The sequence below is a fragment of the Orenia metallireducens genome, from assembly GCF_001693735.1.
Classification (GTDB): Bacteria; Bacillota; Halanaerobiia; order Halobacteroidales; family Halobacteroidaceae; genus Orenia; species Orenia metallireducens.
In genome coordinates this window covers 110851-129892 of sequence record NZ_LWDV01000010.1, presented here as the reverse complement: position 1 = coordinate 129892, position 19042 = coordinate 110851, and the positions used below count along the sequence as shown (strand labels likewise).

16 protein-coding genes are annotated in these 19042 nt (G+C 33.1%); 15 read left to right on the top strand and 1 reads right to left on the bottom strand.

The window, feature by feature from the left end; all coding sequences use genetic code 11:
* Nucleotides 1-274 precede the first annotated feature (274 nt).
* On the top strand, nucleotides 275-1282 hold the full coding sequence (holA, locus tag U472_RS12780; RefSeq protein ID WP_068719140.1) for a DNA polymerase III subunit delta: 1008 nt from the start codon (nucleotides 275-277) through the stop codon (nucleotides 1280-1282).
* Between the two features lie 158 nt (nucleotides 1283-1440).
* Here the strand turns inward: holA and rpsT are convergent, their stop codons facing one another.
* Nucleotides 1441-1707 (bottom strand): 30S ribosomal protein S20, encoded by a 267-nt coding sequence (gene rpsT / locus U472_RS12775; protein WP_068719138.1) that lies wholly within the window; start codon nucleotides 1705-1707, stop codon nucleotides 1441-1443.
* A gap of 587 nt (nucleotides 1708-2294) precedes the next feature.
* On the opposite strand from rpsT, the gene U472_RS12770 reads away from it, so the two are divergent.
* From U472_RS12770 to U472_RS12705, 14 genes are all read left to right on the top strand, one after another.
* Nucleotides 2295-2630 carry a phage holin family protein gene (locus U472_RS12770; RefSeq protein WP_068719136.1) on the top strand — a complete coding sequence of 112 codons (336 nt, stop codon included), beginning with the start codon at nucleotides 2295-2297 and terminating at the stop codon, nucleotides 2628-2630.
* A gap of 24 nt (nucleotides 2631-2654) precedes the next feature.
* Nucleotides 2655-3650, top strand: a complete 996-nt coding sequence (gene gpr / locus U472_RS12765) for a GPR endopeptidase (RefSeq protein WP_176714175.1) — start codon at nucleotides 2655-2657, stop codon at nucleotides 3648-3650.
* Nucleotides 3651-4092: 442 nt separating this feature from the next.
* Nucleotides 4093-5418, top strand: coding sequence for an IS701 family transposase (locus U472_RS12760; RefSeq protein ID WP_068716305.1), 1326 nt, complete (start codon nucleotides 4093-4095; stop codon nucleotides 5416-5418).
* A gap of 77 nt (nucleotides 5419-5495) precedes the next feature.
* On the top strand, nucleotides 5496-6689 hold the full coding sequence (spoIIP, locus tag U472_RS12755; protein ID WP_068719132.1) for a stage II sporulation protein P: 1194 nt from the start codon (nucleotides 5496-5498) through the stop codon (nucleotides 6687-6689).
* 80 nt (nucleotides 6690-6769) lie between these two features.
* Nucleotides 6770-8575 (top strand): translation elongation factor 4, encoded by a 1806-nt coding sequence (lepA, locus tag U472_RS12750; RefSeq protein WP_068719127.1) that lies wholly within the window; start codon nucleotides 6770-6772, stop codon nucleotides 8573-8575.
* Between the two features lie 77 nt (nucleotides 8576-8652).
* On the top strand, nucleotides 8653-9789 hold the full coding sequence (gene hemW / locus U472_RS12745; RefSeq protein WP_068719125.1) for a radical SAM family heme chaperone HemW: 1137 nt from the start codon (nucleotides 8653-8655) through the stop codon (nucleotides 9787-9789).
* 575 nt (nucleotides 9790-10364) lie between these two features.
* Nucleotides 10365-11396, top strand: coding sequence for a heat-inducible transcriptional repressor HrcA (gene hrcA / locus U472_RS12740; protein ID WP_068719783.1), 1032 nt, complete (start codon nucleotides 10365-10367; stop codon nucleotides 11394-11396).
* A gap of 104 nt (nucleotides 11397-11500) precedes the next feature.
* Complete coding sequence (grpE, locus tag U472_RS12735) at nucleotides 11501-12091, top strand: nucleotide exchange factor GrpE (protein ID WP_068719123.1); 591 nt, start codon at nucleotides 11501-11503, stop codon at nucleotides 12089-12091.
* Nucleotides 12092-12212: 121 nt separating this feature from the next.
* Nucleotides 12213-14069, top strand: a complete 1857-nt coding sequence (gene dnaK, locus U472_RS12730; RefSeq protein ID WP_068719121.1) for a molecular chaperone DnaK — start codon at nucleotides 12213-12215, stop codon at nucleotides 14067-14069.
* A 280-nt stretch (nucleotides 14070-14349) separates the two neighbouring features.
* On the top strand, nucleotides 14350-15486 hold the full coding sequence (gene dnaJ, locus U472_RS12725) for a molecular chaperone DnaJ (RefSeq protein WP_068719119.1): 1137 nt from the start codon (nucleotides 14350-14352) through the stop codon (nucleotides 15484-15486).
* An 18-nt stretch (nucleotides 15487-15504) separates the two neighbouring features.
* Nucleotides 15505-16377, top strand: coding sequence for a 50S ribosomal protein L11 methyltransferase (gene prmA, locus U472_RS12720; RefSeq protein ID WP_068719117.1), 873 nt, complete (start codon nucleotides 15505-15507; stop codon nucleotides 16375-16377).
* 1 nt (nucleotide 16378) lies between these two features.
* Nucleotides 16379-17119, top strand: a complete 741-nt coding sequence (locus tag U472_RS12715) for a 16S rRNA (uracil(1498)-N(3))-methyltransferase (protein WP_068719115.1) — start codon at nucleotides 16379-16381, stop codon at nucleotides 17117-17119.
* Nucleotides 17120-17264: 145 nt separating this feature from the next.
* Nucleotides 17265-18563 carry a tRNA (N(6)-L-threonylcarbamoyladenosine(37)-C(2))-methylthiotransferase MtaB gene (gene mtaB / locus U472_RS12710; protein WP_068719113.1) on the top strand — a complete coding sequence of 433 codons (1299 nt, stop codon included), beginning with the start codon at nucleotides 17265-17267 and terminating at the stop codon, nucleotides 18561-18563.
* Nucleotides 18564-18621: 58 nt separating this feature from the next.
* Nucleotides 18622-18966, top strand: coding sequence for a histidine triad nucleotide-binding protein (locus U472_RS12705; protein ID WP_068719111.1), 345 nt, complete (start codon nucleotides 18622-18624; stop codon nucleotides 18964-18966).
* Nucleotides 18967-19042: the final 76 nt, after the last annotated feature.

Genomic DNA, 19042 nt, shown 5'->3' with positions numbered 1-19042 from the left:
AATTATTAGCCATAGATTAGTATAGATAAAGAGTAAAAGAACAGAATAATTACTCTTAAATATTAATATAAGTATGGAGATTCTAAAGATATTTTTATTCATTAATATTATATTACTCTATAACAGAAAATTTTTGAGGTTTAACATCTGTATATAACCAATTTTGAAATAAGAATTTTAATAACTAAAATTTTATGTTAAAATAAATGTTAAGGCTCAGCTAAGATTAAGAGAAGATGGAGTTTTAATGATATTTTAAAAGGTGGTATAATTTATGCAACATATCGATATTTTAAAGAAGAAGCTAAATCAATTGGATTCAGTTTATTTGATTTATGGAGAGGATAGATATTTAATAGAGGAATTTATTGAAGGTTTTATTGATAAGTTTGCGTCAAAGGAGTTAAAAGACTTTAATCTTAATATTATAGAAGAGGATGATCAATTGGTTGCTCGATTAATTAATTCTGTTAAGACACTACCATTTATGGCTGAAAAGAGGATTGTAATAGTTTATACTTATGATTTATTTAAAAAGAAGATTAAAGATGTAGAGATTATACATGACTTATTAGCAGACTTTCCTGAAAGTACTATTTTATTATTTGTAAGTTATCAGAAACCTAAAAAGGGCTTAAGAATCTTTAAAGAAGTAAAGAAGATAGGTCAAATTTTAAAATTTGAAGCACTAAAATATAAGAAATTAGATGATTGGATAGCCAATCAAATCAATAGCTATGGATACCAGATAGAAAATAGTGCTATTACCTTATTAGAGGAGGCTTTTAATAATGACTTACAGAGATTAGATAGTGAAATAAACAAGATTATTACATTTATGGGTGATAATAAATTTATTAGTACATCTGATATAGAAGAGATTATTAGTAAAGATTGGCTGATTCAAGATAATATAGTCTTTGATTTTGTTGATGCTATTGGTCAAAAGGATACCTCATTAGCATTAAGGCTGTTATCAGATATTATGCAAGAAGGAATGGATGCTAAGCAGATATTAGGAATGATTGCCCGTCAAATTAGATTGATGCTACAGAGTAAGTTATTATCTAATGAAGGATTAACGGTAAAACAAATTGCTAAGAGGTTGAATCAACATCCATATCCTATCCAAAAATGCCTCCAACAGAGTAATAATTTTAGCATTGAATCTTTGGAGCTAGCTTTAGAGAAGTTATTTGAAACAGACTGTAGATTAGTCACAGGAAGTGATAAAAATCTAGAGATGGAGTTGTTAGTAATTAAGTTAAAAGAAGCAATTTGATGTTATGACCAATAAAATAGTAATGACTAATAGTAATGGATAAGTAGTGGAAGCTCATAATAAAAGTTAGATGAATTTCCCGATAATATTAACATAATAAAAGGTACCACTCTGATCTCAGAGTGGTACCTTTTATTATGTTAATTCAATAAGTATAATTATGCAGTTAACTCATTAAATTTTTTGTCCAATTTAGACTTTTTACGAGCAGCATTATTCTTATGAATAGTACCTTTCGCAGCAGTTTTATCGATAACTTTTTTAGCATGATTTAATTTTTCTTGAGCTAATGTTACATCTCCAGCTGCAACTGCTTCTTCAAATCTTCTGATAGCAGTCTTCATTTTAGATTTTCTTACTTTGTTGATAGCAGTCTTCTTTTCGATGATTCTAATTCTCTTTTGAGCTGATTTAGAATTTGCCACTACGGTCACCTCCTTCTAAAACTATTTCTTATTCTATATAGAGATATAAATATAGTTTACTGAGCATTAACAAAAGAATTTTATCACATTATTCTTTAAAACGCAAGACGAAGATTAAAATACTTTGATTTTATTGATAATAATCAGAGAAGATTTTACTATTTATTCACTCTTAAATAGGTGATATATTCTATTGGTAGAGGAATTGATAGAACAAATAGATAATGCGGCACTTTCATATCGGTTTACAGTTTTTGGGTGCAAAAGTAAGGCACCCTTAGGTGCGCCCTGTAATAAGTAGTCTTGGGCTGCAACCTAAGAACGGTTGTTTACTTTCTAAAGTAAAAGTATTACAATATCCCTATATAATTTATCTTTAAGATTGGATAACTATATCAATATTTGCTAGATTAATTAAATAACTAAATTATTCTATCAATGTATATAGAACAATAATTAGGTTATTATAAATATTGACCCATTTATTTAAATTCTTGTAGTTATTTATAAGGTAAAATTCATGGTGTTAAGGACGGTATAAGGGTCAAATAAATGCTAATTAAATAAGGAAAGGGGCAATATATAAGATGATAGGATGGTTAGGAGCAGTAGTAAGGTTTATTGTTTCAGCATTTGTTTTATTGGGAGTAGATTTCTTATTACCAAATGTAGAAATCAACGGGTTTGTCAATGCTTTAATTGCTTCAATTGTAATTGCTTTCTTAGGATATGTAGTTGAAAACTTATTTGGAGAAGGACTATCACCACAAGCAAGAGGATTGACAGGTTTTATTTCAGCAGCACTCGTAATTTATTTAGCTCAATCAATATTAGCGGGAATGAGAGTTACATTTATAGGTGCCTTATTAGCTGCTTTAATTATTGGTATAGTAGATTCTTTTGTACCAACAGAGTTGAGATAATTATGCTTAGGGGAGGATATTAAAATGATAGAGCAATTAAGTCAATTATCTGCTTTAACTGATTTGGCTGTTGAAGCTAGGAATATGGTGGTAGAGAGAACTGGTGGAGAGATAGAAGGAGTAGCTTTACAAGAAGAGCAGAAAGAGAATGCTAAAGTTACTAGAATCCAAGTTATGAATGAAATGGCTGGTCAAAGAATAGGAAAAGCACCAGGGAATTATATTACCATCGAATCAGAGTCTCTTAGAGTAGCTGATAAGCCAACCCATGAGTATTTAAGTGGTATATTAGCTGAAGAGATCAATAGATTAATAGATTATAATGCTTTAAAAAAGAGTCCAAACCAAGAGCCTACTATCTTGGTAATTGGATTAGGAAACTGGAATGCCACTCCTGATGCTTTAGGTCCGCAAGTGGTTCACCACATTTTAGTTACTAGACACCTTTATGACTCTTCTCCAGCAGATGCCAAGCAGGGTATGAGATCAGTTTGTGCCTTAGCACCAGGAGTTTTAGGATTAACAGGGATTGAAACAGCAGAGATAATTCGTGGGGTTGTTGATCGGGTACATCCTGATTTGATTGTTGCAATCGATGCTTTGGCTGCAAAGGAGAGTAGTCGTCTAGCTTCTACAATTCAAATCAGTGATACTGGAATCTATCCAGGTTCTGGATTAGGAAAGCGTAGAATAGGAATTACCCAACAGGATATGGGTGTTCCTGTAATAGCTATGGGAGTACCAACTGTTATCAACTCTGTTAATATCGTCAATGATACAATTAATCAATTAATGAGTCAACCAAATATACCACCACAGTTGAAGACGACATTACAGCAAGGGAATGATTATCAACAGATAATACAGAATATATTACAACCCTTTATGGGAGATTTAATTGTTGCTCCTAAAGGAATAGATCAATTAATTAGAGATACAAGTAAGGTGATAGCTGGAGGTATTAATGTAGCGTTACATCCAGATATTAAGGCGGAAGATGTCTCATTATATCTACAATAGATTCTTTGGATAGTTGCTCTAATCTTTAAATAAAGATTAGAGCTTTCTTATTGATTTTATACATTGACGTAACATTATTATTGTATTTAGTAATAATCTTTAATTAATTACTAATAAAATATTTATAGTCGATATTACCTTAATTGATTTAAAATCAATTAATATTAAAAAATTAAGAATAAATATGGTTTTAATGTAATAAATTTTATACTTAGTACATAAATCTTTATATAAATTACTTAGATAAAATTAAGAGATTATTAGTTTATAATTTTATATAATTATAAATATAGAATAAAGCAATTATATTCTTATTATATTAATTAACACCACTTTACAAGAAATTAGATAAACAAGTTACCTAAAAATAACAAAATCAGACACCTTAATCCTAGGAATAATAATCATATCAGAGAAAAATACACCTAGGAGGTGCCTGACTATGATTAATATTCCCAATAATTCAATAAACCAAACATTAAAACAATATTTATTAAAATATCGTTCTATTTTCACAAAACCAAGTTTTCAAATATTTCATTGGCTAGTATTGGCTATAATTTCTATGGAAGAAATAAGATCTATAAATTTTTTATATGATAATTTCATTAGTAAGTATAGCAATAAGGCTTTAAATTCTTTTTACTACTTTTTATCTTATACTAATTTCTCTATAGAAAAGTTAATGCTTTGTACTTTACGAATAGTACTTAACTTAATTAATGTATCCCAACGGGATACAACAATATTCCTAAGTATAGATGATACTTTACAAGCAAAGTATGGTAATAAATTTGACTGTTATTATAGGATTTTCGACCATACCAGTAGAACAGGAAGTTCTTATCTAAAAGGACATTGTTTTGTATCTCTAGTTATTAATATTCCTTTAAAACATAAGGGGCAAATTAGATATTTAAGTTTGCCAATAGGCTATAAACTCTATGATAAAAGTAAGAGTAAACTTGAATTAGCCTCAAAATTAATAGATACTGTAATGAATTTGTTGGAATCATACCAAGTTATCCTTTTATGTGACAGTTGGTACACTAAAGGTTCTGTTCTTAATACTGTTAGTTCTTACGATAACTTAGATTTAATAGGTGCAGTAAGAAAAGATACTGCAATTTTTGATTTGCCACCTAAACATAATGGAAAGCGTGGTAGACCTAGACTTAGAGGTGACAAATTAGATATTCATGCCTTTTCTTATGAAAAGGCTAATAAATATTTCATTTCTACTCGAAAGGTGATGACTAGACTCTTTAAAGTTCCAGTATATATTACAGTTACAACTAAAGATATTGATAAATTTTCTTCTACAAGGTTATTTATTTGTACTATTACTCCAGATGAGATTAATATTTTTAAAAATCACGATGTCGAAAAAACCAAATATGATAATACTGATTTTAAGCAAGTACCACTTTGTGCTTATAATATTAGATGGAATATAGAAGTTATCTTTTATCAGCATAAATTTTTCTGGTCTTTTGGCAACTATATGGTAAGAAATAAAAAAGCTATAGAAAGGTATGTTAATTTACTCGCCATTACTTATACTTTTGTTTCAGTACTACCATTTATAGACCTAAAATTTGAGCAATATAAATTTAAAAGTCCTCAAGTAATAAAAAGAACTATAGCTGATAGACTTACTAAGGAATTAATTTTTGATAGTTTCGTATCTTCACTCGAAAGTAGCAAAATTTATTCTAAGATTCATAAAGCTATTAACTCTTTTCTACAAGATGACAAGATTGCATAGTCAAACTTGTAAAGTGGTGTTAATTAAGATAATTAATAAATAATTACGAAATTTCCTTAAATTAGGATGTGATGATCATGTTCAAGGATCAACATAGATTTATAACAGGTATTATTCTTCTATATCTAATCCTATTCTTAGTCTTTAGTGGTTTAGTAGTTCATAAGTATAGCATAATAGATAAAATCTCTTTAGGTAATATTTTTTCTACTAATAAACTTATCTATTACCTAGTTAATTTTCTTTATCTTGATGACTTTCATTCTAAACTTGTTTTAAGAAAGGGACTACCAATTGTTAGGGTAGAAAATCAAGAAATGTTAGCCTATTCTCAAGGAATGAATCCTTTTATCAAGTTAACTTGTAGTTTTACAACAGATTTACCACCATCTTTCTTTAAATTGAAAGATGATGTGCGGGTTGCTTCGGCTATGAATAGAGTTAGAACTAGGAAGAAGCAGAACCAATCTGTTGAAGAGAAGTTAAGAGCAGAAGGTACTCATGATAATGAAGAAAGGGTAAAGATAGAGTTAGAATTTTGGCAGACAGAGCCTTCCAAGCAAGTTGAAGAAAGAGAAGTAATAGAGAGAATAGCTGAAGAAAATGATAGCCAAAAAACTTTATTCCCTAAAAAAGATACCACATTCTCTAATGAAGCTTTGGTTGGTATTTATCATACTCATACTGCAGAAAATTATGATAATAAAGGATATAATGCTAGAGCAGCAGCTGGAGATAGGGGTGATATAGTACTAATTGGAGATGAATTGACCAAGACCCTAAAGGAGAAATATGGGATATTAGTAGCCCATTCTAGACATGTTAATGACAAAACCTATGGAAGTTCCTATATCAATTCTTTCAAGACTGCTCAGGGAATAGTAGATGAAAATCCTAAATTAAAGATGATATTTGATATTCACCGTGATGCCATTGGGCGAGGGAGTAAGGATTTAATTACAACAACTATTGATGGTGAGAAGGTTGCTAGAATTATGATTATAGTGACAAATAATGAATATGGATTACCCCATCCTAATTGGCAACAGAATGTTAAATTCGCTAAAAGGTTAGGTAAGAAGATGAATGAGATGTATCCAGGGTTATTAAGAGATGTTAAGCTAATAAGTAATAGACGTTATAATCAGCATGTTCATCCCCATGCTCTGTTATTAGAAATTGGTGGAGCTAAGAATACTTTAGAAGAGGCTAAAAGGTCATCTCAACTATTAGCTAATGTATTGGCTAGTTTAATCAATGAAGGAGTCTAGCTACTCCTTACTATCTTGATTAATACAATAATGGGTGTTATAATTAGGAAAGATAATGTACATGAAAGAGGAGGTTCTTAATGGCTAAGATTAATCAGAATAATATTCGTAACTTTTGTATTATTGCTCATATTGACCATGGTAAATCAACATTAGCTGATAGATTATTGGAGTTTACTGGGACAATCTCAGAACGGGAGATGGAAGAACAGTTATTAGATACAATGGATTTGGAGCGAGAACGGGGAATTACTATTAAAGCTCAAGCGGTTAGAATGGCTTATCAAGCAAAAGATGGTAATGAATATACCTTAAATTTAATAGATACTCCAGGGCATGTGGACTTTTCTTATGAAGTTTCACGTAGCTTGGCTGCATGTGAAGGTGCACTACTTGTTATTGATGCTGCTCAAGGTGTAGAGGCTCAGACTTTAGCTAATATTTATATAGCTTTAGAGAATGATTTGGAGATTATTCCTGTAATCAACAAGATAGATCTACCAAGTGCCAATCCAGATAGAGTAAAGGAAGAGTTGATTGATATTGGATTAGACCCTGATGATGCTATCTTGACCAGTGCTAAAGAAGGAATAGGAATTGAAGATTTATTAGAAAGAGTAGTAAAGCAGGTACCCCCACCATCTGGAGATAAAGACAAGCCTCTAAAGGCATTAATCTTTGACTCTTTATATGACCCATACCGAGGGGTTATCTGTTACTATAGGGTAATAGATGGTAAGATTAAAAAGGGAATGAAGGTTAAGATGATGGCTACTAAGAAGGTCTTTGAAGTTGATGAGGTAGGAACCTTTAGCCCTAAGATGAAGCCATCTAAAGAGATAAGTGCTGGAGAGGTAGGATATATGGCAGCAAGTATTAAGAATGTTAAAAATGCACAGGTAGGAGATACAATTACCGATGCAGAGAATCCAACTGACAAGCCGTTATCAGGATATCAACCTGCTAAACCGATGGTCTTTTGTGGTATGTATCCAGTAGATGGTAAAGATTATGATGTACTGAGGGATGCTTTAGAGAAGTTGCAATTAAATGATGCATCTTTGACCTTTGAACCAGAGACTTCTGAGGCTTTAGGATTTGGTTATCGCTGTGGTTTCCTAGGACTTTTACATATGGAAATTATGCAGGAACGATTAGAAAGAGAGTATAGATTAGACTTAATTACTACTGCACCTAGTGTAATCTATAATGTCTACAAGACCAATGGAGAAGTTCTTCAAATAGAGAACCCTGCAAATATGCCCGATGCTCAGCAGATTGATAAGATCGAGGAGCCAGTAGTAGAAGCTAAGATTCTATTGCCTGATGAACATGTAGGAGCAGCTATGGAGCTCTGCCAAGGCAAACGGGGTCAATTTAAGAATATGGAATATTTAGATGAGGTTAGGGTAAGATTGACCTATGATATTCCTTTAAGTGAGATTGTATTAGACTTTTTTGATAAATTGAAATCTAGAACTAGAGGTTATGCGACCTTCGATTATGAATTTAATGGTTATCAGGAGGCTGATTTAGTCAAGTTAAATATCCTTGTTAATGAAGAACCTGTTGATGCATTATCCTGCATTGTGCACCGTGATTTTGCTTATGAGGTTGGAAAAGAGTTGACTAAGAAGTTAAAAGAGTTTATTCCACAACAGATGTTTAAAGTACCAATCCAGGCTGCTATTGGTCATAAGATTGTTGCTCGTCAGACTATCAGTGCTAGACGTAAGGATGTATTACAGAAGTGTTATGGTGGAGACGTCTCCCGTAAGAAGAAACTATTAAAGAAGCAAAAGGAAGGTAAGAAGAGGATGAAGCAAGTAGGAAGTGTAGAGATTCCTCAAGATGCCTTTATGGCTGTTTTAGAGATTGGCGATTAAGAATTGAATAAGTTTAAGTAGGGGCGAACCTTGTGTTCGCCCTAAATATTATTATAAAATAGACAAAGGTGATGCTTATGAAAGAGTTTGGACTATATATTCATATCCCTTTTTGTGTCAGTAAATGCTATTATTGTAATTTTAACTCCTTTGCTGTCAATCAAGCTCTCAAAGAGAGGTATTTATTTGCTCTACATAAAGAGATAGAGCTATTGGCTGAAAAATATTCTCCACAGATTAAGAGTATTTTTATAGGTGGAGGAACTCCTACAATTCTGGAAGGTGCTCAGATAGCTAAGATACTAGATAAGTGCTATCAGAACTTTGATATAAAAGAAGATATAGAGATAACGATAGAGGCTAATCCTGGTACAGTAGACAAGGAGAAGCTGACATTAATCAAGAAGGCAGGAGTCAATAGATTGAGTTTTGGGGTACAGAGTTTTAATGATAAGATGTTAGAGAAGATTGGGAGGATTCATACAGCACAAGAGGCGATAAACAATTATTATCTAGCTAAAGAGGTGGGTTTTAATAATATTAGCCTTGATTTAATCTTTGCTTTACCAGAGCAGAGCTTAGAGGATTGGCAGAAGACCTTATTACAAGCCTGTAAGCTTAAGCCAAATCATTTATCCACCTATAATCTCAAAATTGAGGAAGATACCCCTTTTTATCAGATGTTAAATAAAGGTGAATTAAATCCTATTAGTGAAGAATTAGATTTAGAGATGTATAACTTCACTAAAAATTTACTTGAAAGTAAAGGATATCAGCAGTATGAAATATCAAACTTTGCCCACAGAGGCTATGAGAGTGAACATAATCAGGTCTATTGGAAGAATGAAACTTATTTAAGCCTAGGAGCAGGGGCTCATTTTTATGATGGAGTTGGACGCGGGTATAATTATTCTTCTTTAGAGGAATATTGTCTAAGTATAGAAGAAGGCAGACTACCTGTAGAGGATTATCAGAGCTTAACTAAAGAGGATGAGATTGAAGAGACGATGATGCTAGGATTGAGATTGATAAAAGGGATTGGTCTGAAAGAATTTAAAGATAGATTTGGAGCTTCTATCTATGATATTTATAATGATGAGCTTAATAAATTCTCACAGCAGAAGTTAATTATAATTGCTAATGATAGAATAGCTTTGACCTGGCAAGGAATATTATTAGCTAATCAGGTATTGGCTGAGTTTATATTGACTTAAAAGAATGATAATGAGACACTTTTGAATTTATAATTAAAAGGTTTTTAAGTTGAAAATAATTAGTGTTTGAACGAAGCAAGGATTGAGATAGAATTTAGAGTATAATGAAGTCTTAATCAGAGAATTTAACAATTGATAATATCTATTATTTTGATTGCGTAGTGAGTGGGCTGGTTATGCCACGAAGAGTTTTTGTTTTTTAAAACTCGTAGGTATATTTTTTTTAGACTTTTAGCTTACTTTTTGGGCAATGCCAAAAGTAAGGCGCCCTTAGGCGGAACCTAAAATTTTATTTACTTTCTTAAAGTGAAAAGCACCATAATATACTAAAATAGTTTTATCTTTGAATTAAATTTTAAAGTATGACATCCATATTTCAAAATAAAACCATTATTTTTAACCTTAGATAGGTAAGAATGCTCGTGAATAAAAGAGCATAATAGTTCTAATTACAGATAATCTAAAATAAATATATTTGACAAATCAGATTAATAATGATATTTTATTTATAGCATCTTATTAGCACTCAACGACATCGAGTGCTAATTGAAGAAAGGTGGTGGTTGCCAGTGGAGATGACAGAAAGGAAGAAGGAGATATTAAAGGCCATCGTAAATGAATATATTATGACTGCAGAGCCTGTTGGTTCTAGGACTTTGGCTCGGAGGTACGACTTTGGAGTTAGCCCTGCGACCATCAGAAATGAGATGGCTGATTTAGAGGAAGCTAATTATTTAGAGCAACCCCATAGATCAGCAGGAAGAATTCCTACAGATAAAGGATATAGATTTTATGTAGATGACTTAATGGAGTTAAAGAAAGTATCTAAAAAGATAGTTGGTTCTATTAAGCAGGATATTATCTCTAAACAAGTAGGAATTCAAGATCTTATTCAACAGACTTCGCAGATGTTATCTGATTTGACTAATTATACAGCTTTAGTCTTAAGTCCACAGCTGGAAGAGAGTATCTTCCAACATTTACAGTTAGTTTCCATAGCTGAGAGGAAAGTTTTAATGGTCTTGGTGACAGATACGGGATTAATCAAAAACAAAATAGTCGATATTCCTGAATCAATATCTACTCATGACCTTGAAATGATTTCCCGTTTTTTAAATGAAAGACTTTCTGGTTTAGCATTAAATAAGATAGATAAAGAAGTTCTAGAGATGATTAATAGAGAATTAGTAAATAGAATTTCAGTACCACTTAGTAACTTATATTTTATAAATGAAGAAATTTCTAGTTATAATATCCCCGAAAATGGTAAAATATATTTAGGGGGTACTGCTCATATATTAGAACAGCCTGAATTTAATGATATCAACAAGATTAAGAGTGTGCTGAAATTATTAGAGCAAAAACAACTCTTATATGATATTATGGGTGATTTCAATAATAAAGCAGGTGTTGAAATCATGATAGGTAGTGAAAACTCCTTTAAAGAGATTAGGGACTGTAGTTTTGTAGTAGCTACCTATAATTTAGGGGGGCGTCCAGTTGGAAAGATTGGCGTAATAGGTCCAACTAGGATGGAATATTCTAATGTAATTGGGACAGTTAAATTTATGGCTGATACTTTAAGTGAATTTTTAGCTAAACCATAGTTTGCATAAAGTAGATATATTGAAGAAAACTATATCTATTTTAAAATAGATATAGTTTTCCTTGTAATAAAAAATAAACTATTGACTAAGAGTAGGTGAATTGAATGGTTGAGGAAGAGAAGAATTTATCAGAAGAGAAAGAGACTGAGACAAACCAGGATAAGATTGAAGAGGTATCTGAAGATATAAAAGAAGTGCTTGATAATGAAGAGGCCTCTGAAACAGATCAACAATTTTCTGAACTAGAAGAAGAGTTGGCTCAAGAGAAGGAAGAGAAGGAGAAGTACATAGATCGCTTACAGAGGTTGCAGGCTGAATTTTCTAATTATAGAAAGAGAGTCATCAAAGAAAAAAGTAGCTTAGCTGAACAGGCTACAAAAGATTTTATAGTAGAGCTATTACCTATAATTGATAACTTTGAAAGAGCATTGGCTACCTCTGCAACTGATGATGAGGGTGGTGGAGTCTTAAAGGGTGTGGAGATGATTTATCGCCAATTAAATAATCTGTTAACTAAAACAGGAGTAGAAGCAATAGTGACAGTTGGTGAAGAGTTTGACCCTAATTTACATAATGCAGTAATGAAAGAGGAAAGTGAAGAGTATGAATCTGGAATAATTATAGAAGAACTACAAAAAGGGTATATCTTTAATGAATTAGTAATTAGACCAGCAATGGTTAAGGTTGCAGAGTAGGAAAAATTTCTTTAGGGATTTTTCCTCTCTCGAAGGTTCTTTAGAACCCAAAGGGAGCATTTTTCATAAGTAGCAATATCAGAATAGGAAAAATGAAAATTAATAAGGAGGATGAATATAAATGGGTAAAATTATTGGTATTGATTTAGGTACTACAAACTCTTGTGTAGCAGTTATTGAAGGTGGAGAGGCTACAGTAATTCCTAATAAACAAGGGTCTAGAACAACACCTTCAGTAGTTGGATTTTCTAAAAAAGGTGAACGTTTGATAGGGGAGCCAGCTAAACGACAAGCTATTACCAATCCAAACCAAACAGTAATCTCTATCAAAAGACATATGGGTGAAGATTATAAGGTTGAGTTAGACGGAAAGGATAGAACTCCTCAGGAGATATCTGCGATGATTCTACAAGAATTAAAGGGATATGCAGAGGATTACTTAGGTCAAGAGGTTAAGGGTGCTGTTATTACAGTTCCAGCTTACTTTAGTGATGCACAACGCCAAGCAACTAAAGATGCAGGTAAGATTGCAGGACTAGAAGTTGAAAGAATTATCAATGAGCCAACTGCTGCTGCTTTAGCATATGGAATCAATGATGATAAAGAGCAGACTGTTTTGGTTTATGACTTAGGCGGGGGTACTTTTGATGTCTCTATCTTAGAGCTTGGTGATGGAGTAGTAGAGGTTATTGCTACTAGTGGTGATAACCAATTAGGTGGAGATGATTTTGATGAAAAGATTATCAATTATTTAGCTGAACAGTTTGAAAAAGAGCATGGTATTGATTTACGTAAAGACAAGATGTCATTACAAAGATTAAAAGATGCTGCTGAAAAGGCTAAAATTGAGCTTTCTGGAGTAGCAACTACTAATGTAAATCTACCATTTATTACTCAAACTGCAGAAGGACCACAGCATTTGGATGTAGATATTACTCGTTCTCAATTTGAGAAAATGAGTTCTGATTTAGTAGATAGAACTTTAAAAGCTGTACGTCAAGCTTTAGACGATGCTGGATTGAGTAAATCTGATATTGATGAGGTATTGTTAGTAGGTGGTTCTACTAGAATTCCAGCAGTACAACAAGCGATTGAAAAAGAGATAGGTAAGACTCCAAATAAAGGTATCAATCCTGATGAATGTGTAGCAATGGGTGCAGCTATTCAAGGTGGAGTATTAAATGATGAAGTTAGTGATGTTGTATTATTAGATGTTACTCCATTATCTTTAGGTATTGAAACAATGGGTGGAGTATTTACTAAGCTTATCGATAGAAATACTACTATTCCAACTGAAAAGAGCCAAGTCTTCTCAACTGCAGCAGACAATCAACCTGCCGTTGATATTCACGTCTTACAAGGTGAGAGACAGATGGCTAAGGATAACAAGACTTTAGGTAGGTTCCAATTAACTGATATACCACCAGCACCAAGAGGAGTACCTCAAATTGAAGTAACTTTTAAGATCGATGCTAATGGTATAGTTCATGTATCTGCTAAAGATAAAGGAACAGGTAATGAGCAACAGATTACAATCAAATCTGATACTGGTTTATCAGAAGAAGAGATTGAAAGAATGGTTAAAGATGCAGAAAGCCATGCTGAAGAGGATAAGAAGAAGAAAGAAGCTATAGAAACAGTAACTGGTGCAGATAGTTTAGTACATCAAGTTGAAAAGACTATAGAAGAAGCTAAAGAGCAAGCTGATGCTTCAGTATTAAGTGAAATTGAAAGTAAGAAGGATGAATTGAAGAAAGTCTTAGAAGGTATTGATATGCATAATATCGACCCAGATAAAGTAGATGTTGATAGTATTAAAGCTAAACAAGAGGCATTAACTCAAAAGCTTCATGAGTTGACAACTCAAATGTATCAACAAGCTGAGCAAGCTCAACAAGCAGCAGGAGGCGCTGGTGCACAGCAAGCAGAAGCTGATGATGATGTAGTAGATGTTGATTTTGAAGATGTTGATGAATAAAGAGAATCAATTAATATAGAGTAAAGAGAGTCAAAGCCAAGCTAATTTGGTTTTGACTCTGTTTTTATGAATAGAGATTAATGATTATTTCATTTGAAATTTTATTTCTTCCTAGACTTATTGTATAATAATTTAAGTAGATAGTTTAAGTAATAATAGACTACAGTAAGTTTATGGTTATTTTATATAGAATATCTGTGGCAAAAAAATTGTTTTAATTAGTTTTGAAATTTTTACTTAACGATATATTGTAAAATGAATTAGAAAGGCAGTGATTGAATTGGCTAAAAGAGATTATTATGAGATATTAGGCGTAGATAAAGGTGCGAGTAAACAGGAGATTAAGCGGGCTTATCGGAAGTTATCTAGAAAGTATCATCCTGATGTAAGTAAAGAGGAGAATGCTGAAGAAAAATTTAAAGAGATTGCAGAAGCCTATGAAGTGCTAAGTGATGAGGAAAAAAGGGCTAGATATGATCAATTTGGTCATGCTGGAGTCGGTGGAGATGGCGGATTTGGTCAAGGTGGCTTTGGAGGCTTTAATCAAGGTGGTTTTGGTGGCTTTGATGATATCTTTGATATGTTCTTTGGTGGAGGGGGAAGATCAAGAAATAGAAATGCTCCACGTAAAGGATCAGATTTAAGAGTAAACATTACAGTTGAATTTGAAGAAGCAGCCTTTGGTACTAAAAAGGAGATTACTATTCCTCGAACAGAGGATTGTGAGACTTGTGGTGGTAAAGGGGCTAAATCAAGTAGTGATGTAGAGACTTGTGCTAAATGTGGTGGAAGTGGTGAGCTTCAATTTAAACAGAATACTCCTTTTGGTCAGATGGTACAGACTAGTACTTGTGATCGTTGTAGTGGTACTGGTAAGTTTATTAAAGATCCTTGTCCAGATTGTCATGGTAATGGTAAAGTTAAGAAGAGAAGAAAGGTCTCTATAGATATTCCAGCAGGAGTTGATGATGGAGTTACTCTAAGAATACGTGGTGAAGGAGAAGCTGGAGTAAATGGTGGTCCAGCAGGAGATTTACAGGTTGTTATCAATGTTAAGCGCCACAAAATCTTTAAGCGTAGAGGAAATGATGTTTTATGTGAAGTGCCAATCAGTTTCGTTCAAGCTACTCTAGGTGATGAGATTCAAGTTCCTACTTTAGATGGAAAGGTTAAATTTACTATTCCAGAAGGGACTCAACCTGCTACTACCTTTAGATTGAAGAATAAAGGTATCCCATATTTAAGGGGTAGTGGACGGGGAGATCAACATATCAAGGTTAAAGTCGTCATTCCTAAGAAGTTAGATGATAAGCAGAAGAATTTACTTAAGGAGTTTGCAGAGATCAGTGGTGAAGAGATAAATCCAGAACATAAAGGATTCTTACAGAAGATAAAGGATGCTTTTGGACTTGACTAAAAAGGTGGGAAACTATAAATGAAATTAAAAGAGGTAATTATTACAACCAATTATGAAGGCTTTTCAGCAATTGAAAATATCTTAGGGGAGCTAGGTGCTGTAGGAATCAGTAAAGAGGACTTCAAACAAGAAGAAGTAATTATGAAAGGGTATTTTGAAGATGAAGAGTTGACCAAGGAGAAGATAAGCTCTTTACGGGATAGAGTAGCAAAGTTAGTTGACTATGACTTAAATATTGGTAGTGGAGAGATAATAATTAAAGAACTAGAGCAAGAGGATTGGGTCAATAAGTGGAAGAAGGATATTAAACCTATCAAAGTAACTGACAAGATTGTGATTAAGCCTACTTGGGAAGAGTATCAGAAGCAAGCAGAGGAAATTATCATAGAACTAGACCCAGGTCTAGCCTTTGGTACAGGTTATCATGGGACTACTAGTGGTTGCTTAGAGATGATAGAGAAGTATCTTCAGCCTGATTTTGATGTATTAGATATCGGTACTGGAACAGGAATACTATCGATTGCTGCTACTAAGCTAGGCGCTAAGAGTAACTTTGCCCTTGATATCGATCCAGTAGCTGTCAAAGTAGCTAAAGAGAATGCTAAATTGAATCAGGTCTTAGATCAAATTGATTTTGCTCAGGGTGATTTGTTAGATATTGTTGATGGAAAGTATGATTTAGTTATTGCCAATATCTTGCCCCATGTAATTAAAAGACTGATTCCTGATTTACCTAAAGTTGCAAAGCTAGGAAGTATTTCAATCTTATCAGGAATTATTGAAGAGAAAGCGGATATGATAAAGGATGAATTGAAAAATTATAATTTTGAAGTCAAAGAGATCATTCAAAAAGAGCAGTGGATTACAATTGTAGCTATTAGGAGAGGATAAAATGCATCATTTTTTTGTTCAATCAACAGATATAAATGATGGGATAGTTATTATTAGAGGTGATGATGTCACCCACATCACCCGTTCATTGAGATTAGATATTGATGATGAAATCAGTGTTAGTGATGGAGAAGGTCAGAAATATTTAACTAAATTGATAGAGTTCAGCAAAGATTTTGTAAAAGCTAAGATAATAAAAGAGTTTGAAGTACAAGCCGAACCTAGAGTAAAGGTAACCCTTGTGCAGGGCTTACCTAAGGGTAAGAAGATGGATATGATTGTACAGAAATGTACAGAGATTGGTATGGAAGATATTATTCCTATCGATACTAAGCGGACTATTGTCAATTTAAATGAAAAGAAGGCTAAGCAGCGTCAAGAAAGATGGCAGAAGATAGTAGAAGAAGCAGCTAAGCAGTCTAAAAGAGGTAAAATTCCAAGTGTTAGAGAACTCTCCGATTTAAATCAGGTTATAACAGATTTTGATAGATATGATTTGGTTTTAGTGCCTTGGGAGGATGAAGAGAGTCGAGGGTTAAAAGAGACTTTATCCTCTAATTTAGATGCTCAGAAGATCATGATTATAATCGGACCAGAGGGTGGTTTCAGCTCTAAAGAGGTAGAACAATTAAAGACGGCAGGGGCAAAATCTGTTACTCTAGGTCCTAGAATTTTAAGAACTGAAACTGCTGGTATTGCAACTCTATCTATGGTATTATATGAATTAGGAGATTTAGGATAGTTTACAGTGTACAGAGTACAGTTTACAGTGGTTGACATGTAGAGTTTTTTATTAAAAACTCGTAGTAAAACATTTAAGGAGTTTTATTTTTAACTGTACATTATAAACTGTCAACTATCAACTGTAATTTAACGGAGGTTATTATATGAAACGGGTTGCATTTTATACACTAGGATGTAAGGTTAATCAATATGATACAGAAGCGATGATGAAACAGCTTGAGGAAGCCGGTTATGAAATTGTTGATTTTGAAAGTGAAGCTGATATTTATGTAATTAATACTTGTACTGTAACTCAACAAGGTGCAAGTAAGTCTCGTAAGATTACTAGAAGAGCTAAAAGGAGAAATCCTCAAGCTCTGGTTGCTATGGTAGGCTGTTACCCACAGGTTGATGCTGATAAGGTAATGGAGATGGCAGAGGTTGATTTAGTAGTTGGGACTAAAGGAAGAAGTAAAATAGTAGAGTTTGTCAAGCAGGCAATGAGGGCAAAAGGACCAGTTAACTTTGTGCAAGAGATGGAAGAGGATGATAGCTTTGAAGAGATTGCTATTGAAGAATCTAAAGAGAGAACAAGAGCTTCTATTAAGATTCAAGAGGGCTGTGACCAGTTCTGTTCTTATTGTATAATTCCCTATGCTCGTGGTTCTTTACGCAGTCGTTCCTTAGAGGATGTTAAGGCTGAGGTTATGCGCTTAGCTGAAGGTGGGTTTGAGGAGATAGTTTTAACAGGAATTCACTTAGGACAATATGGGAAAGATAAAGAAGACCTTGATTTGGTTAAATTAATTAAAAGAATCTTAACAGTAGAGGGAATTAAGAGAATTAGGTTGAGCTCTATTGAGGGAACAGAAGTTAGTGATGAATTGATAGACTTAATTGCAGAATCTGATAAATTATGCCGACACCTCCATTTGCCTTTACAAAGCGGGTCTGATAAGATATTAGAAGCTATGAATCGCCCTTACAATGTGCAAGAGTTTAGGGATATGGTAAATAAGATTAAAGCTAAAGTACCAGAGATTGCAATTACTAGTGATGTGATTGTAGGTTTTCCTGGAGAAAGTGATGAGGATTTTGATGATACTTATCAAGTAGTTAAGGAACTTGAGTTTAGTGATTTACATATCTTTAAGTATTCCAAACGGCAAGGAACTCCAGCAGCAGATTTTGAGAACCAAGTCCATTCAATTATAAAGAAGAAGAGAAGTGAAAAACTAAGAGAGTTATCTGAAAAGTTATCCTCAGCTTATCAGCAGAGATTTATAGGGGAGAGAATAGACGTTTTATTAGAGGAAGTACGGGATAGTCAAACAGGAATGTTAACTGGGCTAACTGATAATTATCTAAGGGTTTTAGTTGATGGCTCTGATGATTTATTAGGAAAATTAGTTGAGGTAAAGTTAATGGAAAAAGAAGGTGAATTAATAGGTTGTTTAGAATAATATAATATTATTTAAGTTACAAATCTACTATAGTTTATTTAGGAAAGGGGGGCATACGATGGAAGAATGTATTTTCTGTAAGATAGTTGCTGGTGAGATTAATAGTGATATCATCTATGAAGATGATAAAGTAATTGCTTTTAAGGATATTAATCCTGAAGCACCTCTCCATAATTTAATTATTCCTAAGAAACATATTCCTACTCTAGTAGATATTAAAGAGGATGATAAAGAGCTGATAGGTCATATCTATTGGGTAGCTAGCAAAATTGCTAAAGATGAAGGAATTGCAGAGGATGGATTTAGGGTAGTGACCAACTGTAATAAAGCTGGAGGTCAGACTGTCTATCATATTCACTATCATCTATTAGGAGGACGGAACTTACAGTGGCCTCCAGGTTAGAAGATTAAATGTAGTTACATAATTTTAGTTAATTAGTGAGGATGACTCATTATTGTATCTAATGTTAAATAAAGAT

Coding starts and splice junctions, on each gene's coding strand:
- mtaB (WP_068719113.1), top strand. CDS start 17,265: ATGAAACGGGTTGCATTTTATACACTAGGATGTAAGGTTAATCAATAT.
- holA (WP_068719140.1), top strand. CDS start 275: ATGCAACATATCGATATTTTAAAGAAGAAGCTAAATCAATTGGATTCA.
- dnaK (WP_068719121.1), top strand. CDS start 12,213: ATGGGTAAAATTATTGGTATTGATTTAGGTACTACAAACTCTTGTGTA.
- gpr (WP_176714175.1), top strand. CDS start 2,655: ATGATAGAGCAATTAAGTCAATTATCTGCTTTAACTGATTTGGCTGTT.
- hrcA (WP_068719783.1), top strand. CDS start 10,365: ATGACAGAAAGGAAGAAGGAGATATTAAAGGCCATCGTAAATGAATAT.
- U472_RS12770 (WP_068719136.1), top strand. CDS start 2,295: ATGATAGGATGGTTAGGAGCAGTAGTAAGGTTTATTGTTTCAGCATTT.
- hemW (WP_068719125.1), top strand. CDS start 8,653: ATGAAAGAGTTTGGACTATATATTCATATCCCTTTTTGTGTCAGTAAA.
- U472_RS12760 (WP_068716305.1), top strand. CDS start 4,093: ATGATTAATATTCCCAATAATTCAATAAACCAAACATTAAAACAATAT.
- U472_RS12705 (WP_068719111.1), top strand. CDS start 18,622: ATGGAAGAATGTATTTTCTGTAAGATAGTTGCTGGTGAGATTAATAGT.
- lepA (WP_068719127.1), top strand. CDS start 6,770: ATGGCTAAGATTAATCAGAATAATATTCGTAACTTTTGTATTATTGCT.
- spoIIP (WP_068719132.1), top strand. CDS start 5,496: ATGTTCAAGGATCAACATAGATTTATAACAGGTATTATTCTTCTATAT.
- grpE (WP_068719123.1), top strand. CDS start 11,501: ATGGTTGAGGAAGAGAAGAATTTATCAGAAGAGAAAGAGACTGAGACA.
- prmA (WP_068719117.1), top strand. CDS start 15,505: ATGAAATTAAAAGAGGTAATTATTACAACCAATTATGAAGGCTTTTCA.
- U472_RS12715 (WP_068719115.1), top strand. CDS start 16,379: ATGCATCATTTTTTTGTTCAATCAACAGATATAAATGATGGGATAGTT.